The organism is Chryseobacterium sp. Tr-659, from assembly GCF_011752975.1.
In the GTDB taxonomy this organism is placed as follows: domain Bacteria; phylum Bacteroidota; class Bacteroidia; order Flavobacteriales; family Weeksellaceae; genus Chryseobacterium.
The window spans coordinates 268,730-293,611 of sequence record NZ_VWWP01000005.1; the positions used below are offsets into that span (position 1 = coordinate 268,730).

The following is a 24,882-nucleotide window of genomic DNA, read 5'->3' on the forward strand; positions in this document are numbered from 1 at the left end:
TTATCTTGCAATATTCACTGCTCTTGTTTCTCTGATCACTGTTACTTTAACCTGTCCAGGATAAGTAAGTTCATTCTGGATCTTTTCAGAGATATCATAAGACAATTGAGAAGCTACTTCATCGTTTACTTTACCGCTTTCTACCATTACTCTAAGCTCTCTACCTGCCTGGATAGCATAAGCACTAGATACACCATCGAAGCTTAATGCTGCGGATTCAAGATCTTTCAGTCTCTGGATATAAGATTCCAATACCTGTCTTCTTGCTCCCGGTCTTGCTCCTGAAATCGCATCTGCTACCTGAATGATCGGAGATAATAATGATTTCATTTCAATTTCGTCGTGGTGAGCACCGATAGCATTCACTACCTCTGGATTTTCACCATATTTCTCAGCCCACTGCATACCTAACAAGGCGTGCGGCAGTTCAGATTCCTGCTCAGGAACTTTACCGATATCGTGTAATAAACCTGCTCTTTTAGCTAGCTTTACATTCAATCCTAATTCTGCAGCCATTGTTGCAGCAATATTAGCAACTTCTCTTGAGTGCTGCAGTAAGTTTTGTCCGTAAGAAGAACGGTATTTCATTCTACCTACTATTTTGATCAGTTCAGGGTGTAATCCGTGGATTCCTAAATCAATGATGGTTCTCTTTCCAACTTCAATGATTTCCTCTTCAATCTGTTTTCTTGTTTTTTCAACTACTTCTTCAATTCTTGCCGGGTGAATTCTACCATCGGTAACTAATCTGTGAAGTGATAATCTTGCAATCTCTCTTCTTACAGGATCAAAACATGAAAGAAGGATTGCTTCAGGGGTATCATCAACAATGATTTCCACACCTGTTACGGCTTCTAAAGCACGTATATTTCTTCCTTCTCTACCGATAATTCTACCTTTTACTTCATCAGATTCAATGTTAAATACTGATACTGAGTTTTCGATAGCCTGTTCTGTTCCGATTCTCTGAATCGTCTGGATAACGATTTTTCTTGCTTCGTTCTTGGCATTCATCTGAGCCTCTTCCATAATGCTCTGAACGTGTGCCTGTGCTCTTGTTTTCGCTTCGGCTCTCATGGTTTCTACCAATTCTGCTTTAGCTTCATCAGCGGTATAATTAGAGATTTTTTCAAGTATTTCTACTTTTTTAGCAGTAGCTGTATCTAATTCCTGCTGTTTTCTTTCTAAAATTTCGTTCTTCTTGGCATAATCGGCAATCTGCTTGTCAAGATCTTTTTCAAGCTTTCCGGTCTTGCTTAGTTCGTCATTCAGCTTGTGCTCTTTGTCTTTAATCCTTTTTTCAACTTCCTGCATTTTCTTTTCGCGGGACTGAATGTCTGTATCATGCTGTGATTTCAGCTCCAGGAATTTTTCTTTTGCCTGAAGGTTCTTTTCTTTCTTTATGGATTCAGCTTGTACGTTAGCTTTTTCTATAAGGTTTTCGGCATTTTTCTTGGCATCATCTAAGATGAATTTTGCTTTAGTATTCAGAGAGCTTCTGGAAAAAAACATTCCCACTGCAGCTCCGATTACTAAACAAACAACACCGACTATAACTTCTATCATAATATATATTGAGTTTAAATTGTATTCATATCAAAATAAAAAAGCCCACAACAATTCAGCGATTGAGAGTAAACTCCTAATCAACACGATTTGAACTGATTTCCTTTGTCTGTAATCCGGGAATCCGGCGCGCCATTCAAAGGACATTTGCTCGGTAATTGTTTAGCGTTGAGTTTACCTTTAATGTGTTAGAATTATTGTAGGCAGTCTGTTTTCAGGAAAAAAAATCTATTTCCCGATTTCATTCAACGACTGATTAATCTGTGCTAATCTTTCGTTGGTAGAATTAATATTTTTTTCGTAGTTAAGAGAAACTACTTCTGCATTGGTTCCCAGTTTCAGGGCACACATTGCCAAAGCATCCTGTTTATCTCTTACATCAAAGTTCTGTTCAAAATCTTTAATCATATTCTCTATCTGCTTCCCTACTTTACGCAAAGTTTCTTCCTCTGCTGCCGGTACGTTCAGCGGATATACTCTTCCTGCAATGTTGACGGTTATTCTCCTTATCTCCATTATAATCCACTGTTTTGAAGCTGAGCAATACAGAAATCAATTTCTTTTACCAATCTGTTGATGTGGTTTTTCATTAACCTATTGTGTTCAGGATTTCCTGATATTGCTGAATAAAGTTTTATATTTTTTTGTTCTTCTGCTAATACCTGATTTCGTCTTCTTTCCTCATCGTACTTCTTCTTCAACTCCTCATGTTCAATATTTAATTCCGATAAACTTTCAGTAAGATTTTTATAATTCTTTTGGAGAGTCAAAATCTTTCTCTCTAATTCTGAAAAATTGTTTTCTAAATCTTGAAGCATTTCAGGTTTGTATATTCTAACTAAAAGCAAAAATAAAAAAATAATAACACTAACAAAAATAAAACGCTCTATATTTTGATATACGAACAAAAAAGGAGGCGCTGATGCACCTCCCGAGTATTTTTAATAATAATTTTTTTATTCAAATTTCAGAACGAACATTACGGCTCTTGTCTGTAATGTAGATATTGCAGATGCCCAGTAAGGAGGTGTAGTAGCATTATCAGCCACTTTCTCGTTATTCATGAAGAATGTTCCTCTGATGGCAGGAGTCAGTTTAAATTTGTTGAAATAAAACTGAATTCCCATTTCTGCCGACCATGCAAAGTTGTGAGTCGTTGATCTGTAGATTCCCTGCATGTTATCGTCAGTAGAGGTTGCATTAGACTGAAGGTTAACAACATAGTTTACCCCGGCTGCAACATAAGGCCTTGAATTATACCATCTCTGCCCGTGAAGTTCCAAAAGCACAGGGATATCGATCAAAGTAGATTTTACTTCTCTTACTTTATCTTTTTCCTGTAGAGGGAAAGGCATGAAAGGAGGATTGGTTAAAGATCCACCTGCATAGATGTCATTAGATTGCGTATTAAAAGTCAACTGTCTTTGTGCAAACTGTAAACCTGGTTCTATCCTTACATCCAGATAATCATTCAGTCTCCATTTTGCAATAAGCCCGGCACCGAAACTGTAACTTTCCTTAGAAGTAACAAGGTTTTCATTATCATTCATCCCATACTTCGGATGCAGTACAATGCGGTAGTCCAGTCTGTTCCCGTTCAAATAGAATCCCCAACTGAATTTCTGTTCGTCAAAGTCTTCCAACTTATCCATTCTGTTTCGGGTTCTGAATTGCGCGTTAGCAAAAACGGCAACATTTACTGAGGTTAAAACCAGTGCTTTTAATAGAAATTTATTCATAGGTTACTTTGTTGCTTTATAAATTGTGGCTATACCTAAACTTAATTTTTTATATTCTACTTTCTTAAATCCCGTATCTAAAAGAATTTGTTTCATCTTCTCCCCGAAAGGAAAAGCATTTACAGAATCCGGAAGGTATGTATACGCCCTATTATCTTTAGAAACCAATCTGCCAATGGCAGGCAATATATTTTTGAAATAAAACATATAAAACGGTCCCATGAAACCCTCAACCTTTGAAAACTCCAGTATATAAACACTTTTGTTATCTTTAACTACTCTTCGTAATTCTGCCAAACCTTTGGTAAGGTTCTCAAAATTCCTTACTCCAAATGCAACGGAGACAGCATCAAATCTATTCTCTTCGAAAGGTAAATTTTCCGCATCTCCTTTTTGCATGGAAATTTTGCCGTCTAATTTAAGTTTTTTTATTTTAATAACGCCAACATTCAGCATTTGTTGTGATAAATCTAAACCAACGACTTTTGAACCGGTTCCTTTTTCAATCGTAATTGCCAGATCTCCCGTTCCTGTAGCCACATCCAGCACTTCCTGCGGATTATCATTTTTCATCCATCTTACCAGTTTATTTCTCCATAAAACGTCAATTTTCATGGATAAAACATGGTTTAGAAGGTCATACTTCGGTGCAATGTTGTCGAACATATCCTCTACCTGGCTTTTTTTAGTAGCCTCTGAATTGTAGGGAGTAACTTTGGTGATATCTTTTGTCAAAACTTAAAACTTGTAATATTCTTTATAATAATTTAGGTAATCCTGCTTTCTGAAGATTTTTGATCTCGATTCCACTTGCTGGATATTTTTGATCACTTTGTCATAGTCTTCATCCACATTGTAATAAAAATCTTCTGTGTAAAGCTTATTGAAGCGTTTGGCACCTCCGTAGTAATCTTTTCCATCAATAACCGTTTTATCAAGTGCCATCAGTAAAGAATCCTTTTTAAGGTTGTATCCGTAATACTGATCATTCACATAATAATCCTGATGTGTGATATTAAGAAGACCGCGAAGTTTATTCACTTCAAATGCAGAATCATAAAGCATTTTTTTATTCTGGTCAAAAACCTGAATAGAGTTTTTCCCCTTATTCAAATCCACATGCACATACTGCCCCGCTGCAATAATACCTTCAGAACCGTTATTGATCTTAAAGTAATACGTGTTCGGGGTAGGATTATCTACCACATAATAATTCTTCTTGGCTAAAAAAAGGAAGTAGATCCCAAAGGCAACGATAAACGCCACAGCTGCAATAAGTAAGCCTTTTAAGGACGAGTTGTTTTTCATAGATTGTAAAGTACAATTTTTGCAAATTTAATAATATTTTTAATTCTCCGTTATTAATATTAATTATTAACTTTGCATCTTTAAAAAAATCATATAAACGAATGCCGAATACGATCATTATTGGCTCTGGATCTTATATTCCAAACAGAGTTATTGGTAGAGATTATTTCATGAATTCCGAGTTCTATACAGAAGACGGGGTAAAGATTGAAAAGCCTGTGGAAGAAACTATTGCGAAATTTGTAGAGATTACAGAGATCGAAAACAGGAGATTCATTGAGGATGATCTTTCCAACTCTCAGATCGGTTATGAAGCCGCAAAAATTGCCCTTGAAGACGCAAAAGTAGACGGCGAAGATTTGGATTATATCATCTACGCAAGTAATTTCGGGGAAGTTACTGAAAACGGATATGCCGATTTTATGCCCACCATGGCAGCAAGAGTAAAGAATAAACTGGGAATCAAAAACAGAAAATGCATAACATATGATATGCTTTTCGGATGTCCGGGATGGGTGGAAGCCATGATTTTGGCTGACAACTTAATCAAAGCTAAAGTAGCAAAAACGATTTTAGTAATTGGTGGTGAAACGTTAAGCCGTGTAACAGATCCGCATGACAGAAACAGAATGATTTTTGCTGACGGAGCCGGCGCGGTAGTTGTAAAAGCAACAGATGACGAGAACGTAGGAATTATTGCTCACAATACTATCTGTGATAATGGTCCAGAATTAAATTATCTTGAAAACGCTCCATCAATCAACAAAGAAGTAGATCAAAAACGTCTTTATGTAAGAATGCTGGGGAGAAAAATCTACGAATATGCTCTTAAAAATGTACCGGTTGCCATCAAAGACACGATTACAGATGCAGGTTTATCTATTGAAGATATTGATAAAATCTTAATTCACCAGGCTAATGCTAAAATGGATTATGCTATGATTGAAAGACTTCATAGACTTTATGACGTGAAAGAATATGATCACGCGATCTCTCCTATGACGATCCAGGATCTTGGAAACACTTCTGTAGCAACGATTCCTACCATGTATGATTTAATAATTAAAGGAAAAATGGATGGTCAATCGTTTAAAGAAAAAGGTAACATTGTAATGACTTCGGTAGGTGCCGGAATGAACATCAATGCTATCGTTTACAGATTTCCTTAAAATATTTAATAAACAAAAAAAATATAAAAGCACAGGGAAGTTATTCTTTGTGCTTTTTTGATCAGAACATGCAAAAGAATTTTTTAATCATCGCCGGGATCTTCCTGTTTCTGGAAGTTTACATTTATCAGGCTGTAAGAACCCTTACAGATAATTCATGGATCAGAATCGGATATTGGGTCATCTCTTTAATCGTGTATGGAATTTTTGCCTATGAAGTTACCCATTATCAAAGATCAGACAGAAGCATGGTAAGGGCTCAGATCATGATTTCATTATTTCTGATTTTCATTCTGCCTAAAGTCTTTGTAGTTTTATTTTTATTGATTGATGACATCATTAGGATCGGAGGATATTTGCTGGGGTTCGCGAAACCTTCGGAAAACTTCTTCCCGGAAAGACGAAAGTTCCTGAGTTTGGTAGGATTGGGAATGAGCGGTGTTCTGTCAGCTCTTTTCATTGATGGAATTACTTTCGGAAAATACAGACACAAAGTAAGAAGAGTGAGAGTCAACTTTACAAACCTTCCGAAAAGCTTTAAAGGATACAAAATTGTCCAGATCTCCGATGTTCACAGCGGAAGCTTTTCTGATCCCGGTAAACTGGAACATGCCATTGAATTGATTAACGAACAGAATCCTGATCTCGTGTTATTTACCGGAGACATGGTAAATAATGTTGCAGATGAATTTAAGCCTTTTATCCCTTTATTTTCAAAGATCAAGGCTAAAGACGGAAAGTTTGCTGTATTAGGAAATCATGACTATGGCGACTACGTAACCTGGACCTCTCCTGATGCCAAGAAACACAACCTTGATACTCTGATTGATTATGAAAAGCAGGCAGGTTTTGACATGCTAAGAAATGAACACAGAGTTATTGAAAAAAACGGAGAAAAATTATATATTCTGGGCGTTGAAAACTGGGGATTGAAACCCTTTCCTCAATTCGGAAAAATTGAAGATGCATTAAAAGGGGTACCTGAATCCGCCACCAAAATATTAATGAGCCATGATCCTACTCATTTTGATTATGTGGTAAAAAAACATCCTTCAAACATCCACTTAACACTTTCAGGACATACTCACGGAATGCAGTTTGGTCTGGATCTCAAAAATGTAAAATGGTCACCGGTTCAGTATCGCTATCCGAAATGGGCAGATCTTTACGAGAGTGAAGGAAAACTTTTATACGTAAACAGAGGTTTTGGAGTGCTTGGATATCCTGGAAGAGTTGGTGTACTGCCGGAGATTACGCTTTTTGAGCTAAGCTAATCCAAGGTTCAAAGTTTAAAGGTTAGAGGTTTAGAAATGGATTATTGTTTATCATAAGAAGCTCCTACCCTAATCCCTGGAATCTATCACCTAAAAAATATAATCTTTCATACGGGAAGTAGCCATTTCCCTGTCATTGAGAAAAGTAAGGAGGGCATCTAATTTGTCCTCCATTTTTTTGCCCGAAAACAGACTCCTGTAAAAAGGAATATCAAAACGGTATTTCTTAAAGTCTGTAAATTGCCAGGTATTTAGATAAATCAGAACAAATTCTTCATTCTGTAAAGTTTCCAACACCATATTCTGATAATACTTCATGGGCAGAATCTGGAATACGAAATCATTGTAGGGCAGCTGACTGTATGGAGAAATACTTTCCGGCACAATACTTAGCCCATCTTCTTCCGTAATTTCCGTATCTCTTTTCAGACGTTTGAAAGGGAAAAGAATATCTGCATTATCAATATTCGAAACATAATTGAATTCCATCAGTTTCAGATTTTCCTGAGAAATCTTCACCTCTTTCTGTCGGATTCCCCGGATCTGTTTTTCCAAAAGTTCCTGGATATTCTTCTTGGCATTTTCAATTTCTTCAAGATTAGAATCTTTATTATAAAAAGCAATTTCATGCCCTTTGGATGAAATTGCTTTTATTAAATTCTGTAGTTTTTCAGTAAGAGAAACCTCTACAAAAAAACTTGATTTGATATCATGAACATCTAAAATTCTAAGAATTGCTTTGGTATTATCTTCAGTGATTTTCAATCGCTCTTCATCAGTAATTGAGAAGCCATTTTTTGCTCCAGCTTCAATACAAGTGATGTTAAAAGTCAACAATACCATTTAAATTAAAATATATATAAATTTCATAAAATACTAAAAATCAGATGTTAAATTAAAATCTAATTAAAGTATTACTTTACATTATTAATCCTTAGCTAATTTTACTTTCAGATTTTTGATCATATCTTTCGTCATTTCAGAAATTCCGAAATCATAAGTTAGTCCCCAGTCTTTTTTAGCTACTGAATCATCAATAGAAGCGGGCCAGGAATCTGCGATTGCCTGTCTGAAATCAGGGTTGTAATCGATGGTAAAATCCGGAATTTCTTTCTTGATTTCTTCCGCCAATTCTTTTGGAGTAAAAGACATTCCACCCAGATTATAAGATGAACGAACTGATAAACTTTCTTTAGGAGCCTCCATTAATTTCAATGTTGCGTTGATAGCATCATCCATATACAACATCGGCATTCCTGTATTCTCGGAAATGAAGCTTGTATATTTTCCATCTTCAATTGCCTTGTAGAAAATCTCAACGGCATAGTCGGTAGTACCACCTCCTGCCGGAGTTTTCCATGAGATCAATCCCGGATACCTGATACTTCTTACATCTACTCCATATTTATCGAAATAGTATTCACACCATTTTTCTCCCGCCATTTTCGAAATCCCGTAAACTGTTGTAGGATTTAATACTACGTCCTGCCCCACTTCATGTTTTGGAATTCCTTTTCCAAATACAGCGATAGAACTAGGCCAGAAGATCTTTTTAATAAGCCCTTCTTTCGCCATTTCACAAAAATGAAGGAGAGGTTCAAGATTCAATTTCCAGGCAAAAATAGGCTGCTTTTCAGAAGTTCCTGATAAAAGAGAGGCTAAATGATACACGGTAGTGATCTCGTAATCATGAATTACCTGTCTTACCAATTGTGTATTCGTAACGTCCATTCTTTCGTAATGTCCTGCAGAAGTAATTCCTTCCTGCCATCTGTCCAGTCCTGAAGCAACTACATTCTCCGCTCCGTGGATTTCTACAAGTCTATTTGTAAGTTCGGTGCCGATCTGTCCCAGCGCACCTGTAATCAGTATTCTTTCCGTATAGGATTCCATTTTTCAGATTTTTTTTAGAATTGTACAAAAGTAAAAAAAACATGTTAACCATAATAAAAAAGGTGCATTTAAAAAAAATTCATCAAGCATATATTCAAACTCTAACAAATTTCTTTCTTAATACAACCAGAATAATTTGCTTATAATTACCAGCACCTGTTTACATAAAATTCAATAATTTTGTTGTAAAGAAACAATCATATGAAGAAGATTTTAATTGCTTCGGTCCTGCTTGTAAGTCAACTTAGCTGGGCTCAGTTTACAGACTTCAATACCATCAAGGAAGTACAGGTAAAAAACAAGGGTGTTGTAGTCTCTGCACATCCGCTAGCCAGTGAAGCAGGTGCAAAAATCCTGAGAATGGGCGGAAATGCCTATGATGCAGTCACAGCTACTCAATATGCACTGGCGGTAGTATATCCTCAAGCCGGAAACATTGGAGGAGGAGGATTTCTGGTAGGCGTTAAAAATAACGGTGAAAAATTCACATTGGACTACAGAGAAACAGCTCCGAAAAAGGCATCCAGAGATATGTATCTTGACAAAAACGGAAAAGCAAATACTGATCTTTCTCAAAATGGAAGACTGGCGGTAGGAATTCCGGGAAGTGTTGCCGGATTTTTTGCAACACTGAAGTACTGTAAACTTCCTATGGAAAAGATTATCCAGCCCGCTATTGATCTGGCGGAAAAAGGATTTGCCATTACAGATAAGGAAGCAGATATGCTCAACAGCCAGAGAGAGAAATTCCAGAAGCACAATAAATCTTCTATTATTTTTGTAAAAGATGCCCCATGGAAAGCAGGTGATATCCTGGTTCAGAAAGATCTGGCGGAGACTTTAAAACTAATCCAGAAATTGGGTGCAAAAGGATTCTATGAAGGAAAAACTGCCGATCTTCTGGTAGCAGAAATGAAAAAAGGAAACGGAATTATCACTCTTGAAGATCTTAAAAACTATAAAGTTGCGGAAAGAAAAGCTCTGGAATTTGAATACAAAGGAAATGATGTAGTTTCAATGCCTTTACCTTCAAGCGGCGGACTTCTTCTAGCTCAGATGCTCAGAATGGCAAGCTTCGAGAATCTTGAAAATTATCAGCAAAACTCAACAAAAGCTGTTCAGATCATGGCTGAAGCCGAAAGAAGAGCCTTTGCTGACAGAGCAGAATATATGGGAGATCCGGATTTTATCCAGGATAAAACCTCTTATCTCATTTCTGATGAATATCTGAAAAACAGATGGAAAAGTTTCAGTTTTGATAAAGCGACTCCAAGTGCTGAAGTAGGCAAAATCATTCCACAGCCTAAGGAATCCACCCAAACCACTCATATTTCCGTATTAGATAAAGAGGGAAATGCAGCTTCTGTAACCACTACTCTTAATGGTTATTATGGAAGTAAAGTATTGGTTTCAGGAGCCGGATTCTTTTTAAATAACGAGATGGATGATTTTTCCATCAAGCCAGGTGTTCCCAATATGTTTGGCGCAGTAGGCGGTGAAGCGAATTCTATTCAGCCTAATAAAAGAATGCTTTCTTCCATGACTCCAACCATTCTACTTAAGAACGGAAAACCTTATATGGTTGTAGGAACTCCGGGAGGAACCACAATTCCTACTTCTGTGTACCAATCTATCGTCAATGTAGTAGATTTTAAACTGAATGCCAATATTTCAGTAAATGCGCCTAAGTTCCACCATCAATGGCTTCCGGAAACCATTACCGTGGAAAATAATTTCCCTGAAAGCACCATCGCAGAATTGAAGAGCAAGAACTATGTGATTGAAAAGACAAAATACATCGGAAAGACAGAAATGATCGTCATGGATGAGAAAGGAAATATTCATGCTGTAGCAGACGGCCGTGGGGATGATTCTGTGGCAGTGGAGTAATCTCACTATTTATTAAATCAACAATATTATTTCGGTTCCATAATCAATGGAGCCGATTTTTTTTGCTGTTAATATGAAGTTCAAATTTGAAGTAATTTTACTGACTTTTATCATGTTTTCAGATAAAAATTCTTAATTTTCGCCCTTAAAAAAACAAAACGACTGTTCTTTGAAAGCAAAAAAAATATACAATCAGCTTTATTTCCAGGTTATTATCGCCATAATTGCGGGTATCCTTCTTGGAAGATTCTATCCTGAACTGGGTGAGAAAATGAAACCTTTAGGAGACGGATTTATCAAACTCGTCAAAATGATCATCGCTCCGGTCATCTTTATTACCCTTACGTTGGGAATTGCCCATATGACCGATTTAAAAAAAGTGGGAAGAATCGCTGTAAAGGCAATGATCTATTTCTTTACATTTTCCACCCTTGCCCTTATCATCGGTTTATTTGTAGGTAATCTTTTACAGCCGGGACATGGTTTAAACATTGATCCCGCTACCCTTTCCGGTGATGTTTCACAATATCAGGCTAAGGCCCATGAATCTACACTTACGGGTTTTATTATGAACATTATTCCGGAAACGCTGTTCAGCCCTTTGGTAGGTGATAATATACTTCAGGTACTTCTTGTAGCCATTTTGATGGGAATTGCATTGGTTCTTACAAAAGAAAAAAGTCAGAAAGTCACTGATTTTTTGCAGGATTTATCCACTCCTGTATTCAAAATCGTTCATATGCTGATGAAGCTGGCTCCAATTGGGGCATTCGGAGCAATGGCATTTACGATTGGAAAATACGGACTTCATTCTGTGCTGAATCTTATATTCCTTGTTGCTACATTCTATATTACGTCTATACTTTTCGTCGTATTGGTTCTTGGTGCTGTCGCGTGGTATAACGGATTTAATATCTTTAAGCTTCTTTTCTACCTTAAGGAAGAACTTCTTCTCGTCTTGGGAACCAGCTCTTCGGAATCTGCCCTGCCGGGGATTATGGAAAAGCTTGAAAAAGCAGGCTGCTCGAGGGCTATTGTTGGTCTTGTAGTACCTACAGGATATTCTTTTAATCTTGACGGAACCAATATCTATATGACACTTGCCTCTCTGTTCATTGCCCAGGCCCTTAATATTCATCTTCCTATTGAAAAACAGCTGATGCTGCTTTTGGTAGCTATGTTGAGTTCAAAAGGTGCCGCTGGTGTTACGGGTGCCGGATTTGTTACGCTGGCAGCAACATTGGCCGTAGTTCCCGAAATCCCAATTGCAGGAATGACTCTGATCCTTGGAATTGATAAATTTATGAGTGAATGCAGAGCGTTGACCAATGTAATCGGCAATTCCGTAGCTACGATAGTGGTTGCCAACTGGGAAAAGCAGCTTGATAAAGAGCAGCTTCATTTTTGTCTGGACCATCCGGGAGAAATTGAGAAAAAGCTTGAAGTGTGATGAAAAATAACATCTAATTTGAAGGAACTAAATATAATTAAGATTCGAATTCAAGCTGATAACATAAGATCCTTTATTGAAACATCAAACCAGAATATTCAGACTTGCCGGCTGCACTTTAACATGAATGGGTGATTTTATCTTATTAAATTCACCATCCAGATGCCAGTTTTTGGTATTGACTTTAAAAGATATTTCTGAAACCGGAAGATAAGTAACATATTCATCATCTTTCAGCCTTTTAGTAAACATTCTGAAGGCAAATAGCGCTGAATACGTCAATGGAAACTTCTTTACCAGAACCATGTCTACCAATCCGTCACTTTTGCTGGCTTTTGGTGCAATATAAGCGTTATTACCAAACTGGCGGGTATTGGCAATATTCAGCATCAGATATTTTCCATTGTACTGCTGGTATGCTTCATCTAAGAATTTAACTTTGATCGGCTTATAATTAAAGAAGGTTTTCAGAGAAACTTTGATATAATTTTTGAATCCACGGCTTGTCTTTTCAAATTCCTTAACAACTTTACCATCAAATCCAGTTCCTGAAACATTGATAGAAAGCCTGTCATTCACGGTAAATGTGTCAATCTTTCTGGATTTTCTTGCTTTTATCTTTTCTAAAAGTTCGTCCAGATTCTTACTGAATCGGGTTTCATTGGAAAATCCATTTCCCGAGCCCGCCGGAAAAATTGCCAGGATTTTGTTTGTATTAATAAGATTTTTAGCAACGGTTGAAATTGTTCCATCTCCACCTATTGCTACAAAAATATCCACTTTATCAAAATAATTTTGAATAAATTCATCTGTCCCTGCAATAGATTCGGAGACGTAATATGACGGATTATCAACTTTTTTTTTGAGTTCATTCAAAAACGGCTGATAATTTTTTTTGGCCGAAAAAGGGTTGATAATAAAAGCTACTTTTTCCATTACCGCAAAATTAAAAAATGCTTCCTGAACTGGAAGCATTAATATTACTTAATTTTCATTCTTTCTTTAAATTCTGCATTTAATGTCCCTTTCAAATCTTCCCACGAGACCGGAATTGTAATATCTCCTGCTGCAAACGCAGCGATTTCGTAAGGGCTGTAATGAAAATACAGGTTTTTATCATCAAAATAAAAATTATCGGAAGCCGGGATCTTTTCTACCAACAGCATCTCAGAGTTCTTCACTTCTCCGTCTCCATCCATAGTTCCGCTGTTGATCTTGTCAATATTTTTCATCAGAATAGTTTCAATATTACTTTTAGGCATTGAAGTAATATCTTTCAACTCCAGCTTTTTGCTGTTCTTAAGATCGAAAACACGTTCTGAGAAACCATAATTATCATGGGCCCCGCCTTCGTATCCGCTTCCAACATATTGAATATGCATATAGTTATTGGTATTGGATATCAGATTCATATGAGAGCTGGAATACCAGTTCTGTGCATAGGTAACATCTGAAACCCAGTCTTTATTATCATTTTTCAAAGAGGTGAAATAATTATTCTTTTCTTTGTCCAGATAGGCCTGAAGCCCGGCTTTCGAAAAATCTTTGATCTTATCATTCTGAAAATAGATACTATCCAGAAGTTTTTTATCTTTTATAGAAGGAAAAACAAGCAGCTTTGAAGTATAATTTACTTTTAAAGAGTCTGTAATCTTTGTGGAATCATTTACTTTTACAGAGTCCACCATTAATTCATTGGATATTTTATTTTCTGCTTTTGCAGTTGCTGGCACAGCTGTTTCATTTTTTTTGCACGCAGTAAAAGCAAAGAATGAAGATAAAGCCAAAACTGCAATTGTATTTTTCATAAGTCTATTTTTTACAATAAATACAAAAACCATTCAAAAGATGAATGGTTTTTGAAAAAAAATATTTTTTTTACGTATTCCGTTGAAAATCTTCCGGATATTATTTTTTCACTAAACTAATAACCTGATTTTCAAACTTTGATGCCACCCCCCAGATTTGCTTGAATGCAGGATAATATTCTTTCGGGTAATCGGCACTTCCTATTTTTGTTGTGGTTGTCACTTCCAGTTTATTTCCCTTTTGTTCAACAGCATACGTATATTCAATTTCTTTATCTTCTGTTACAATTCTTTTGGATTTTGGCATTTCTTCAATGGCATAGCCTTCCGGAATTTCAAGTGTGATCTTTTTCACTTTTGTAATAGGTGCTCCGAAATCAATGGGGTATTTTCTTACTTCCGTCTGATCAAATTCGTTAGAATTCCTGCTTAAAAATAACATCGGATTGATGATCATTTTCTTTCCTACTCTATCAATCAGGTTTGTTGAAGTGAACTTCATGGTGCTTTCAAATGCTCCATTTTCCATTACCTTAGAATTAATATCCGAAAAATCCATTGCATAGTTCTCTTTATACTGTTTTTTGTATTTTTCAGCATTGTCATCATAACTATCTTTCGCATACATTGCATATGCTCCGGTATCTTTATCTGAATACGTTCCGGAAATACTACCATCATCATTGATTTTTGCTTCCGCGGTAAGAAAAGTATTGCTAGGCTTTGTATTAATCATCTGAACCTGCAGAACTTTATCCCTGCCTACAAGAATTCCGTACTGATTCCAGTTTTTAAGAGGAAGTTCATCTAAAGAGGACTGTTTGGAGGTTGCATCATAAAGATGAAGTTTATCATTAACATTGATGGCCACCAGTACAAAATTCATATTGGAAACATTGGGTGATGATAAATTGATTAGTCCGTTTTCTACGGTGGAAATAATTACCGGATCTGCTTTAATTCCAGCCTCACGAAGCATCATCGTTAGAAAAAGATTAATTTCTGCGGCATTTCCTACTTTAGTTTCCAAAAGGTTTTTAATTCCGTTTTCAGTATAAATTCCTTTATCTTTATTCCAGGTAAATGTTTTCTGAACATAGGAAAATATTGCATTGGCCTTTTCAAGATCGGTTTTCATCTCTAAAACTCCGGCCGGCATATTTTCTTTAGCAAGCTTTGTCTTTTTCAATTCTTGTCCAAAGTCTTCATTTTCATAAAGCCTTTTACCAATTTGAGACCAGGAAGAAGAATACAATTTAAGTTCTCTGAAATTCGTTGAATTCAGCTCAGCACTAATTTTTGTACGGAAATTTCTATCGTTTCTTACCCATTTTTCCGTTTTAAATCCTTTTATATTCTCATAAGCAAACCTGAAGGTTTTATACTGAGAACCATATAAATTTCTTTCTTCTATTTCTCTGTGTTTAGGGAGCATCTCTCCGGTATAATTAACATTATATGCGATATTAAGCGGAGCATCCAACACATATTCCGTATTCAGGGATGGGGTATCAGATTCTATCAGCACCTCCGGGATGATAAACAGAAAAGGTGATACCACTTCATACTGATATTCTAATACAGACCCGTTTTTCACATTCGGAAAAGCAAATTTAGTCAGCATAACAGATTTACTCTCTTTACTTTTATACTGTGAGCTCTTTTCTACTTTTACAGGGACTACATTTCCGTTCTCCAGATTATAGGTAAACGCTTTGAACTTACTTAATGTTTCTCTGTTGGAACCAACATTGTAAATGGGAATTTCAAGATTCAACCAATCTTCTGCTTTATCTTTATCATAAATTTTTACTCTGTAAAAATATTTTTTGTGCAGGTTCCCTGTGGATACGTCCACCATAAAATAGGCTGATTTATACAATATTTCAGCAGGTGCATTTTCATCTAATAATGATTTCGTTTTGGAAAGATCTGCCTCATTAAATTTGGGAGGATTCAGAAACTCATATTTTTTCTGCGCATTGATCAGTATTGTATTGGCGGAACAAATGATCAGTACTATTATTTTTTTCATCATTATATTTTAGTTATTAAGATTTTTGAATTGTCCATATTCATGATTTTTTTTCTGAATCCTATGTAATCGTTGTATTTCTCTTTGGGGTAGATCCCTTTATTCAGTTGTATTTTTCGTATGACTTTTACCTGATCTTTCTCTTTCACAAAGCTCAATTTATAAGCCCCGAATTCAGAATTGATATTGCTATCGTAGGGGGTTTCATCTATCTTATACCCTTTAGGAAGGGTAAAAACGATTTCATAATCATCTTCAAAAGATTGTCTGATTTCGAAAGGAAGTTCGCGGCTTTCGTCTGTTTTATAGATATTATCAGAGAAAATCGGAACAGCTCTGAATAAGAGACTACTTCCTGCCTGTTTAGAAAAATTATTCGTCTTAAAATCTATATCATAAGTAATAACAGCATTATCTCTGTCATTGACAAAATTTTTCATTTCAACCTTTTCAAAGTTTAAAATATTAAACCTGCTTTTCAAAGCCTCATTTTTTTCTTTGGAATTAAGATTGACAAATCCCAGATTATAATCGTACTGGCTTCCGGTATAGGAGAAGTTTCCTGTTCCTGTAATACTGTTGTCTTCATTAAGATTGATCTTCAGCAATTGTTTTTCTTTATTTTGCTCAGCCTTATATACCGGTGTATTCATCAATTCAATACCTTTTGAAGTTACAGCAAGTACGTTTCTATCTGTTGTATTATAGCTTAAATGATTAAAGGCGATCTGCTGTGAAGTATTTTCCAACCAGATATTCCCTTTTTCAGTAGGAACCATCAAAATGACGTGATTACCTCCCATTGAAGGAAAGTCAGCATCAAAAGAAACCGGTGATCCATTGGAATTAACCACACAATAAGTAGATGGAATTCCTGCTTCATTCAACAGGGTTTTCATATAATTTGTAAGCCCTTTACAGTCACCATATCCTTTTTTGTGTACTTCATCAGGCTGCATAGGCATCCATCCTCCTATCCCTAACGATACGGCTATATATCTGGTTTTAGCCTGCATATATTGATAGATCTTCTTTACTTTTTCTTCTGTTGAACCCTGTAACTGCAATGAAGCCACTTCTGCTTTAATATCAGAAGTAGACAGAGAAACAGGCTCTAAAATATCTTTATAATACCAGGTTCCGAAATCTGCCCAGCTATTGAAAGTACCCTGTTTACCTGCGAGATTAAATTTTGTAAGTGTAAAATTAACAAACGGCAATATCTTAACAGGATCCGGAATTAGAACAGCATCATCAATTGCCGGAACATTTTTATATGAATACGTCTTTTCATTTCCACTGCCACTCTCTATAACTGATGCATAATTGTATTTTGATGGATAAATTTTAGATTTAAGTTCAATCCCTGACGTGTTGAGGATTTTAAACTGTGCTTCTTCTAAAGAAGTTTTAACCAAGGCAAATGGCATAAAATCCGGGATAAAAATGGTATTTTTATCTTCAGTCTCATAAGATAAATCAATAGTATAAGGATACTGAACCGGCGTATAAGAAAATATAAGAATTCTGTTATCAGAATAGAATACGCCCTGCGGATTGTTGGCATAATCTTTAAAGTCAGATTTTGAAAAGCTTTTGATCTTTTTTCCAGACTCGTCGTAGATTGTGACCTTTATATTAGAAATACTTTTCGCTTTATTATAAGAAATATAAGCTGCAGCTTTTTCATTTCCATCTTTGTTTAAAACCGTGGTTACTGTATTGTGCTGATATTTTATTTCATCTATTTTGTTAATCTGAGCAGTTGTAAAATCCTTTCGAATAACAATATTGGCATTTTTCTTTAAATTTTCAGGAATTGCAGAAACAGGATACGTTTGTGCAAAATACAAAGAGGTTACAGATAAGACCCCAAGAAAGAATATTTTCATCATTAGTTATTAACGCAGGCAAAAATAAGAAAATCTTAACAATCTTTAAAAAAATATTAAAAAGGCTCCACAAAATGGAACCTTTATTAATACTTAAAAAAGTACTATCCTGAATGTACCTATAAGGCTATGAACACATTACCAATTTTATTGAGAAAATCCGCAGAATATATTTATACCTCAAAACTGAGGTAAAATATATATTCCTTACATGAAGTGAGAAGAACTTCATATTGTCTGCATTTCAAAATTACTATAAATTTAGCTTTACTATAATTCAATATTTGTAGAATTAATAATAAAGAATGGTACAATAAATTCTACAAGAGTAAAAAAGATCATAAAAAAAGCTCCTAAAAAGGAGCCTTTAATTTTTTCATTTTCTAATCATTCGGAATTCTTTTACTATCATAGGTATCGCTTCCCAGCCCTAGTACAGGAATAAAAATAAATCCAAGGAAGAATATCAGTATCGTGTAAAGAGGAGTTTCTTTATCAAAGCCTTTGGCCAGCCTGTCGTAAACAACCCAGCAAGCGAAGATATTTACCAAAGGAATCAGGAATAGAATAAACCACCAAATTGGTTTCTTTACTATCTCCAACAGAACTATCGTATTATAAATGGGGATAAAAGCTGCCCAGGCATCTTGTCTTCCCGCTTTCTGGAAGATTTTATACATGCAGTATCCATAGAATAAATAGAATACTAAGCCTATAAACATTGTGCCGATCCCTAATCCTGCAGCAGCTGCACCGGAAACCGAATCTGCCCCTTCATAAGGAGCTGTTTGTAAAAGAGTTAACATATTATTATTTTTTTTGGTTTCACCAAATATAAAAAAAGCTTCTAAATAATTAGAAGCTTTTTTATTATATTTTTAAAAAGGTTTATGCATCAATTTTTGCATATTTTGCATTCTTTTCGATAAACTCTCTTCTTGGCGGAACCTCATCCCCCATTAACATGGAGAAAATACTGTCTGCTTCCACTGCATTATCAATGGTTACCTGTTTCAGGATTCTGTGTTCAGGGTTTAGGGTTGTTTCCCAAAGCTGTTCCGGGTTCATTTCCCCAAGACCTTTGTAACGCTGTACTTCTACTCCTTTCCCGTCCGGAGACATTTCCAGAGTGAACTCTTCACGCTCTTTCTCGTTATAAGCGTAGATCTTCTTGTTTCCTTTCTTTAAAAGATATAAAGGTGGCTGAGCGATATAGATATATCCGTTCTCAATCAGTTCCTTCATATATCTGAAGAAGAAAGTAAGAATCAGCGTAGAAATGTGAGAACCATCGATATCGGCATCGGTCATGATTACAATTTTATGATATCTCAGCTTAGCCATATTCAAAGCTTTGCTGTCTTCTTCTGTTCCTACGGAAACTCCAAGAGCAGTATAGATATTTCTGATCTCTTCGTTATCATATACTTTATGAAGCATAGATTTCTCTACGTTCAAAATCTTACCTCTCAACGGAAGGATAGCCTGGAAGTGTCTGTCACGTCCCTGCTTAGCAGTACCACCTGCGGAATCTCCCTCTACAAGGAAGATCTCAGATTCTGCCGGATCTTTTGATGAACAGTCAGATAGTTTTCCCGGAAGTCCGGAACCTCCCATAGGAGATTTTCTCTGAACCATTTCACGTGCCTTTTTAGCTGCTTGTCTTGCTTTAGCTGCTAAAACAACTTTCTGAACAATGATTTTAGCTTCATTAGGATTCTCTTCCAGGAAGTTAGTAAGCATTTCTCCTACAATCTTGTCAACAGCACCAGAAACTTCGGAGTTACCTAATTTTGTTTTGGTTTGTCCTTCAAATTGTGGTTCCATTACTTTTACAGAAACTACAGCTGTTAATCCCTCACGGAAGTCATCTCCTGTAATTTCTACTTTCTCTTTTGCCGGAAGTCCTAATTCATCTGCATATTTCTTTAAAGTTCTTGTTAAAGCTCTTCTGAAACCTGCAAGGTGAGTTCCTCCTTCGTGCGTATTGATATTATTAACGTAAGAGTGAAGATTTTCGTTAAATGATGTATTATAACGCATCGCTACTTCAACAGGAATATCATCTCTTTCGCCTTCCATGAAGATTACATGTTCCATAATGGATTCACGGTTTCCATCAATGTAAGCAACAAATTCTTTTAAACCTCCTTCAGAATGAAAAACTTCTGAACGGAATGAACCGTCTTCTAATTTTTCTCTTTCATCAGTAAGGGTAATGGTAATACCTTTATTTAAATAAGAAAGTTCTCTTAAACGGCTTGCTAATGTATCGTAATTGTAAACTAATTCTGTAAATATACTATCATCCGGCTGAAAGAACTGTTTTGTTCCTCTTCTTTCACTGTGTCCGATTTCTTCTACTCCGGTTTGTGCCTTACCTCTGGAATATACCTGCTGGTAGATGTTTCCGTCTCTGTAAACAGTGGTAACCATTTCGTTGGAAAGTGCATTCACACACGAAACTCCTACTCCGTGAAGACCTCCGGAAACCTTATAAGAATCTTTATCGAATTTACCTCCGGCCCCGATTTTCGTCATTACAACCTCAAGGGCTGACTTCTGTTCTTTTTCGTGGAAATCAACCGGAATCCCTCTACCATTGTCGCTTACTTCAATTCCGTTTCCTTCTTTAATGGCAACAAAGATCGTGTCGCAGAATCCTGCCAACGCTTCATCAATAGAGTTATCTACTACTTCATAAACCAAATGATGAAGACCTCTTACTCCTACATCACCAATGTACATTGAAGGACGCATACGAACGTGCTCCATTCCTTCCAATGCCTGAATACTACTAGCTGTATATTGTTTTTGACTCATATTAAATATTAAAAATCTTGCTCTATGCAAAGACTTACAAATATCGTGATTTTTTTTGAGGTATGAAAGTTAAAAAATGTCAAAAAAACATTATTAGCAGAACAAAAAACAAGCCCAAGCCTACTAATATTTTTTAGAGGAAGTTATTAATTATTATAATTGAAAATGCTATTATTTCTTAATAAACCTGCTCTTATATGTCGTATTATTTGTAATAACCTCTATAATATAACTTCCAGTTGTTAAATGCTCAATATCTATCTTAGATTTATTAGACGAGAAGATAAAATCACCTGCTACTGTAAAAATATTTACTTTATTGATCTTTTCATTCTTACTAACTTGAATATTAATAAAATCTGATGTAGGATTAGGATATAGCTGAATATTATCTACACTCATATTATCGACATTCTTAACATTTAATGCAAGTTCAGAAGGATTTAGAGTTCTTATATATTTATTCACTCGATCTGTAGTACTGTTTAAACTATATCTTCTACTGTCTAGACAGACAAATGTATTATCATCTATTAAACGGACAACCCTGATAACAGCATCTGCAGAAGTGTATTTATAGCTTCCATTATTAAAAGTATTATCTGGTTCACCATTACTTTTTAACCTAAAAATTACAGTAGCATTATACCCATATGCTTGACCACCTCCAAAAAATAGAATATTATTATTAGAATCTGTAATTACTTTTGATCCTCCAGGTGGAAAATCCCCTTGAATAGTTCCTCCAATTCCGAAAGCATTATCTAATACTCCAGCAGATGTGTATTTTTTAATAATACCTGTAGAGGGCTGTAAATAAAGGTTACCATTTACATGGTCTAAGGCAAATGTAAAATTAGACACATCCAAACTCCCTACATTTCCATATTGAGTATCTTGCATTCCATTAAAATCATATTTTGTAATCATATAGCCGTAAGAAGGTCCAGAAGGATTATTATTAGGATAATAATTAAACACATAAATATTATTATCACTTACAATAAATTGTTGCCCTGTATTAATTACAAATGAGTTGTCTATCTGTCCATTAGAAAGAAGCTTTCTTATTTGTCCATTGGTTCGAAAAAACAATGAAGAATCAGGATTAACGGATATACTATATACATTTTGCGGAAATGTCACCACACCATTTACACCAAATGATAAATCTGGTAATCCTCCCAAATCATATTTTGCAATTTTATCATTTGAAGACAGGTATATATTCTGATCATTAACTGATATAGAGTTTGAATTATTTGTTATTGGAATTACGTTATCTATCACTCCATTAGTTCCAAAACCAGGATAAGGTGTACCCATAATTGTAACTTTTTTCAAATTCGAAGATCCATAATACATATATGTACTTCCATCGGCTCCTATTGCTCCTTTAAAATTTAAAGAAGAATAAAATTCTGAGATAGGATAAGCCTGCTCACGCCCAACATAATACTGACAATAGCTCATTACAGGCAATAAAAGTAGCCAAAAGAAAAATCTAATTTTCATAATTATTAAAGTTTATCCAAAAATAGCTATTTTCTTTTTTACATTACAAAACTTAAATAGTACCCTACCTAAAAGAGCATAAAGTTATTGTCTATTTTCTGAACCTTAACTGTTGTAAATCATATTCAACATCAATAATTTATGCGTAAATTTATTTACTGAAAAGTTGATATTATGGATGATTTTATTGCTGCCCGCGCCCAGATGGCGCTCTCCCTGGGCTTTCATATCATATTCTCATGTGTGGGTATGGTGATGCCTTTTCTAATGGCTTTTGCCCATTGGAAATATCTGAAAACCAATAATGAAGTATATAAAGGATTGACAAAAGCCTGGAGTAAAGGTGTAGCCATCTTATTTGCCACCGGTGCTGTTTCAGGTACAATGCTGTCCTTTGAACTGGGACTATTGTGGCCTGGTTTTATGAAACATGCCGGACCTATTTTCGGAATGCCGTTTTCTCTGGAAGGAACTGCTTTTTTTATTGAAGCTATTGCTATCGGGTTCTTTTTATATGGATGGGAAAGATTCAATAAATGGTTTCACTGGTTCTGCGGCTTCCTTGTTGGAGTAAGCGGGCTGGCTTCAGGAATTCTGGTAGTGGCCGCCAATGCATGGATGAACTCTCCTACCGGCTTTGATTATATTAATGGACAATACCTTAATATAGATCCTATTAAGGCAATGTTCAATGATGCTTGGTTTCCACAGGCACTTCATATGACGGTGGCCGCATTTTGTGCAACAGGTTTTGCTGTGGCCGGGGTTCACGCTTTTATGATTATGCGAAAAAGAAATGTTGAGTTTCATACCAAAGCTTTTAGAATTGCAGTAGGTTTTGCTCTTATCGGTGCATTCGGGGCTCCTTTAAGTGGTGATATTGCCGCTAAATCTGTAGCAGAAAGGCAGCCGATTAAACTGGCAGCAATGGAAGCTCACTTCGAAACGGAGAAAGGCGCCTCATTTGTTATCGGCGGAATTCCTGATGAAGAAAAAGAAGAAGTGAAATATGCCGTAAAGATTCCAAAGGTTTTAAGTTTCCTGGTGAGTAATGATTTCAATTCTGAAGTAAAAGGTCTTAAAGATTTCCCAAGAGATGAATGGCCTCCTATTGCGGTTGTTCATTATGCTTTTCAGATTATGATCTTTTTCGGAGTGGTAATGATTATTATTGGGGTCATTTATTTATATGCTTTCTTCTTTAGAAAAGAATGGCTCACTAAGCACTGGCTGTTAAAAACATTCTTAATAGCAACACCATTCGGATATATTGCTCTGGAAGCGGGATGGACGGTAACTGAAGTTGGCAGACAGCCATGGATTATCTACGGAATTATGAAGACTGTAGACGCCGTTACTCCAATGCCGGGCATACAATATTCATTCTACTTTTTCACGGCCATTTTCGTATCATTATCATTAATTCTTGTTTTCCTTTTAAGAAGACAGATTCAGATGGTACCGAAACTTTACGATCCAACCGATGCTCAGTTTAACGATAAAAACAAAAGATCATGATTTACGTTGTTATAGGTTTTCTATGGCTTTCCATCTGCCTGTATATTATTCTGGGAGGTGCTGATTTCGGAGCTGGGATTGTAGAGCTTTTCACGCATAAAAGAGCCCGTCATAAGACTAAAGAAATTATGTATGAATCTATTGCTCCTGTGTGGGAAGCGAATCACATGTGGCTCATTATTGCCATCGTTATTCTTTTTGTAGGATTTCCTGAGATTTATACCAAGATGTCTACCTATCTCCACATACCGCTGGTATTAATGCTGTTGGGAATTATTGCAAGAGGAACGGCATTTACCTTCAGACATTATGATGCAGTGAAGGATAACTGGCAGGTTTTGTATACTCAGATCTTCTATTACGCAAGTCTTTTAACCCCTTTCTTTTTAGGATTGATTGCTGCTGCAACGGTTTCGCATTCTATTAATCCTGATGCAGTTGGGTTTCTGGATCTCTATATTTTCAGCTGGCTGAACTGGTTCGGAGTTTCTGTAGGTCTATTTACAGTGGCACTTTGCGCTTATCTGGCTTCTATTTTTTCTTTGAGAGAAACCAGAGATAAAGCAGATCTTTTATTGATGATACGAAAATCCAAACAGACTATGATCTTTGTAGTGATTACCGGGATATTGGTTTTTGTTACCGCATATCTTTCAGATATTCCTCTTTTGATGTGGGTATTTTCAAAGCCTCTGGGTATTATGGCAATTGCTTTTGCAACGATAGCGCTATTACTTATTTTAAGAGCGATGAACCGCCAGAAACTTCTTCCTGTACGTGCTCTAGCCGGATTCCAGATGGTTATGATTCTTGTGGCAGCCACGTATCAGCATAATCCGGATATTATTTTATTAGGAAACGGGCAGCACCTTTCTTTATTGGAACATATGGCTCCTCCAAAGACAATTGCAGCACTAGGATGGGCACTGATGCTAGGTTCATTATTTATTCTTCCGTTTTTATTCTATCTGATGGCTTCATTCAGTAAACTGAGAAAGTAGA

The 24,882-nt window shown here is 36.0% G+C and carries 21 protein-coding genes; 6 read left to right on the forward strand and 15 right to left on the reverse strand.

Translation table 11 applies throughout. From position 1 onward, the window contains the following. The 6 genes from rny to F3J23_RS13385 form a co-directional block, all read right to left on the reverse strand. Entirely contained in the window at window positions 1-1,566 is a 1,566-nt protein-coding gene (rny, locus tag F3J23_RS13360) for a ribonuclease Y (protein WP_185156459.1), read from the reverse strand. Between the two features lie 228 nt (window positions 1,567-1,794). Continuing rightward, window positions 1,795-2,082, reverse strand: coding sequence for a cell division protein ZapA (locus F3J23_RS13365; RefSeq protein WP_002980525.1), 288 nt, complete (start codon window positions 2,080-2,082; stop codon window positions 1,795-1,797). Next, complete coding sequence (locus F3J23_RS13370; RefSeq protein ID WP_167029705.1) at window positions 2,082-2,384, reverse strand: hypothetical protein; 303 nt, start codon at window positions 2,382-2,384, stop codon at window positions 2,082-2,084. Before F3J23_RS13370 ends, F3J23_RS13365 begins: the two co-directional genes overlap by 1 nt. A gap of 138 nt (window positions 2,385-2,522) precedes the next feature. Beyond that, window positions 2,523-3,305 (reverse strand): porin family protein, encoded by a 783-nt coding sequence (locus F3J23_RS13375; protein WP_167029708.1) that lies wholly within the window; start codon window positions 3,303-3,305, stop codon window positions 2,523-2,525. Between the two features lie 3 nt (window positions 3,306-3,308). Further along, the gene (gene ubiE / locus F3J23_RS13380) at window positions 3,309-4,040 is read right to left on the reverse strand and encodes a bifunctional demethylmenaquinone methyltransferase/2-methoxy-6-polyprenyl-1,4-benzoquinol methylase UbiE (RefSeq protein ID WP_065393879.1); all 732 of its coding nucleotides are present in this window, start codon (window positions 4,038-4,040) and stop codon (window positions 3,309-3,311) included. Window positions 4,041-4,043: 3 nt separating this feature from the next. Next, window positions 4,044-4,613, reverse strand: a complete 570-nt coding sequence (locus tag F3J23_RS13385) for a hypothetical protein (RefSeq protein WP_167029711.1) — start codon at window positions 4,611-4,613, stop codon at window positions 4,044-4,046. Between the two features lie 101 nt (window positions 4,614-4,714). Here F3J23_RS13385 and F3J23_RS13390 point away from each other — a divergent pair, with 101 nt between their 5' ends. Together F3J23_RS13390 and F3J23_RS13395 are read left to right on the forward strand one after the other, a co-directional pair. After that, window positions 4,715-5,782 carry a 3-oxoacyl-ACP synthase III family protein gene (locus tag F3J23_RS13390; RefSeq protein ID WP_167029714.1) on the forward strand — a complete coding sequence of 356 codons (1,068 nt, stop codon included), beginning with the start codon at window positions 4,715-4,717 and terminating at the stop codon, window positions 5,780-5,782. 68 nt (window positions 5,783-5,850) lie between these two features. Then, entirely contained in the window at window positions 5,851-7,056 is a 1,206-nt protein-coding gene (locus F3J23_RS13395; protein ID WP_167029717.1) for a metallophosphoesterase, read from the forward strand. Window positions 7,057-7,146: 90 nt separating this feature from the next. On the opposite strand, the gene F3J23_RS13400 is transcribed toward F3J23_RS13395, so the two are convergent. Together F3J23_RS13400 and F3J23_RS13405 are read right to left on the reverse strand one after the other, a co-directional pair. Next, the gene (locus tag F3J23_RS13400) at window positions 7,147-7,899 is read right to left on the reverse strand and encodes a polysaccharide deacetylase family protein (protein WP_167029720.1); all 753 of its coding nucleotides are present in this window, start codon (window positions 7,897-7,899) and stop codon (window positions 7,147-7,149) included. Between the two features lie 84 nt (window positions 7,900-7,983). Continuing rightward, complete coding sequence (locus F3J23_RS13405) at window positions 7,984-8,949, reverse strand: NAD-dependent epimerase/dehydratase family protein (protein WP_167029723.1); 966 nt, start codon at window positions 8,947-8,949, stop codon at window positions 7,984-7,986. 201 nt (window positions 8,950-9,150) lie between these two features. Between F3J23_RS13405 and ggt the strand changes: the two genes are divergently transcribed. Both ggt and F3J23_RS13415 read left to right on the forward strand, forming a co-directional pair. Further along, the gene (ggt, locus tag F3J23_RS13410) at window positions 9,151-10,839 is read left to right on the forward strand and encodes a gamma-glutamyltransferase (protein ID WP_167029726.1); all 1,689 of its coding nucleotides are present in this window, start codon (window positions 9,151-9,153) and stop codon (window positions 10,837-10,839) included. Window positions 10,840-11,008: 169 nt separating this feature from the next. After that, a complete protein-coding gene (locus tag F3J23_RS13415; protein ID WP_167029729.1) occupies window positions 11,009-12,289 on the forward strand; it encodes a dicarboxylate/amino acid:cation symporter in 1,281 nt (426 codons plus the stop codon). 84 nt (window positions 12,290-12,373) lie between these two features. On the opposite strand, the gene F3J23_RS13420 is transcribed toward F3J23_RS13415, so the two are convergent. From F3J23_RS13420 to F3J23_RS13450, 7 genes are all read right to left on the reverse strand, one after another. Next, entirely contained in the window at window positions 12,374-13,225 is an 852-nt protein-coding gene (locus F3J23_RS13420) for a diacylglycerol/lipid kinase family protein (RefSeq protein ID WP_167029917.1), read from the reverse strand. 44 nt (window positions 13,226-13,269) lie between these two features. Next, a complete protein-coding gene (locus tag F3J23_RS13425) occupies window positions 13,270-14,097 on the reverse strand; it encodes an RsiV family protein (protein ID WP_167029732.1) in 828 nt (275 codons plus the stop codon). Between the two features lie 100 nt (window positions 14,098-14,197). Further along, entirely contained in the window at window positions 14,198-16,132 is a 1,935-nt protein-coding gene (locus F3J23_RS13430; protein ID WP_167029736.1) for a DUF3857 domain-containing protein, read from the reverse strand. 2 nt (window positions 16,133-16,134) lie between these two features. Further along, window positions 16,135-18,024, reverse strand: a complete 1,890-nt coding sequence (locus F3J23_RS13435; RefSeq protein ID WP_228455337.1) for a DUF3857 domain-containing protein — start codon at window positions 18,022-18,024, stop codon at window positions 16,135-16,137. 383 nt (window positions 18,025-18,407) lie between these two features. Next, window positions 18,408-18,830, reverse strand: coding sequence for a DUF5684 domain-containing protein (locus tag F3J23_RS13440; protein WP_167029742.1), 423 nt, complete (start codon window positions 18,828-18,830; stop codon window positions 18,408-18,410). A gap of 82 nt (window positions 18,831-18,912) precedes the next feature. Continuing rightward, window positions 18,913-20,847 carry a DNA topoisomerase (ATP-hydrolyzing) subunit B gene (gene gyrB / locus F3J23_RS13445; protein WP_167029745.1) on the reverse strand — a complete coding sequence of 645 codons (1,935 nt, stop codon included), beginning with the start codon at window positions 20,845-20,847 and terminating at the stop codon, window positions 18,913-18,915. Window positions 20,848-21,018: 171 nt separating this feature from the next. Next, window positions 21,019-22,362 (reverse strand): T9SS type A sorting domain-containing protein, encoded by a 1,344-nt coding sequence (locus F3J23_RS13450; protein ID WP_167029748.1) that lies wholly within the window; start codon window positions 22,360-22,362, stop codon window positions 21,019-21,021. Window positions 22,363-22,536: 174 nt separating this feature from the next. Between F3J23_RS13450 and F3J23_RS13455 the strand changes: the two genes are divergently transcribed. Both F3J23_RS13455 and F3J23_RS13460 read left to right on the forward strand, forming a co-directional pair. Next, complete coding sequence (locus F3J23_RS13455; RefSeq protein ID WP_167029751.1) at window positions 22,537-23,880, forward strand: cytochrome ubiquinol oxidase subunit I; 1,344 nt, start codon at window positions 22,537-22,539, stop codon at window positions 23,878-23,880. Further along, complete coding sequence (locus F3J23_RS13460) at window positions 23,877-24,881, forward strand: cytochrome d ubiquinol oxidase subunit II (RefSeq protein WP_167029754.1); 1,005 nt, start codon at window positions 23,877-23,879, stop codon at window positions 24,879-24,881. The genes F3J23_RS13455 and F3J23_RS13460 overlap by 4 nt, the downstream gene beginning before the upstream one ends. Window position 24,882 lies beyond the last annotated feature (1 nt).

Excerpts from the sequence above, each read along its gene's own strand:
- rny (WP_185156459.1), bottom strand. The coding sequence starts at position 1,566 with ATGATAGAAGTTATAGTCGGTGTTGTTTGTTTAGTAATCGGAGCTGCA.
- F3J23_RS13365 (WP_002980525.1), bottom strand. The coding sequence starts at position 2,082 with ATGGAGATAAGGAGAATAACCGTCAACATTGCAGGAAGAGTATATCCG.
- F3J23_RS13370 (WP_167029705.1), bottom strand. The coding sequence starts at position 2,384 with ATGCTTCAAGATTTAGAAAACAATTTTTCAGAATTAGAGAGAAAGATT.
- F3J23_RS13375 (WP_167029708.1), bottom strand. The coding sequence starts at position 3,305 with ATGAATAAATTTCTATTAAAAGCACTGGTTTTAACCTCAGTAAATGTT.
- F3J23_RS13385 (WP_167029711.1), bottom strand. The coding sequence starts at position 4,613 with ATGAAAAACAACTCGTCCTTAAAAGGCTTACTTATTGCAGCTGTGGCG.
- F3J23_RS13390 (WP_167029714.1), top strand. The coding sequence starts at position 4,715 with ATGCCGAATACGATCATTATTGGCTCTGGATCTTATATTCCAAACAGA.
- F3J23_RS13395 (WP_167029717.1), top strand. The coding sequence starts at position 5,851 with ATGCAAAAGAATTTTTTAATCATCGCCGGGATCTTCCTGTTTCTGGAA.
- F3J23_RS13400 (WP_167029720.1), bottom strand. The coding sequence starts at position 7,899 with ATGGTATTGTTGACTTTTAACATCACTTGTATTGAAGCTGGAGCAAAA.
- F3J23_RS13405 (WP_167029723.1), bottom strand. The coding sequence starts at position 8,949 with ATGGAATCCTATACGGAAAGAATACTGATTACAGGTGCGCTGGGACAG.
- ggt (WP_167029726.1), top strand. The coding sequence starts at position 9,151 with ATGAAGAAGATTTTAATTGCTTCGGTCCTGCTTGTAAGTCAACTTAGC.
- F3J23_RS13420 (WP_167029917.1), bottom strand. The coding sequence starts at position 13,225 with ATGGAAAAAGTAGCTTTTATTATCAACCCTTTTTCGGCCAAAAAAAAT.
- F3J23_RS13425 (WP_167029732.1), bottom strand. The coding sequence starts at position 14,097 with ATGAAAAATACAATTGCAGTTTTGGCTTTATCTTCATTCTTTGCTTTT.
- F3J23_RS13430 (WP_167029736.1), bottom strand. The coding sequence starts at position 16,132 with ATGAAAAAAATAATAGTACTGATCATTTGTTCCGCCAATACAATACTG.
- F3J23_RS13435 (WP_228455337.1), bottom strand. The coding sequence starts at position 18,024 with ATGAAAATATTCTTTCTTGGGGTCTTATCTGTAACCTCTTTGTATTTT.
- F3J23_RS13440 (WP_167029742.1), bottom strand. The coding sequence starts at position 18,830 with ATGTTAACTCTTTTACAAACAGCTCCTTATGAAGGGGCAGATTCGGTT.
- gyrB (WP_167029745.1), bottom strand. The coding sequence starts at position 20,847 with ATGAGTCAAAAACAATATACAGCTAGTAGTATTCAGGCATTGGAAGGA.
- F3J23_RS13450 (WP_167029748.1), bottom strand. The coding sequence starts at position 22,362 with ATGAAAATTAGATTTTTCTTTTGGCTACTTTTATTGCCTGTAATGAGC.
- F3J23_RS13455 (WP_167029751.1), top strand. The coding sequence starts at position 22,537 with ATGGATGATTTTATTGCTGCCCGCGCCCAGATGGCGCTCTCCCTGGGC.
- F3J23_RS13460 (WP_167029754.1), top strand. The coding sequence starts at position 23,877 with ATGATTTACGTTGTTATAGGTTTTCTATGGCTTTCCATCTGCCTGTAT.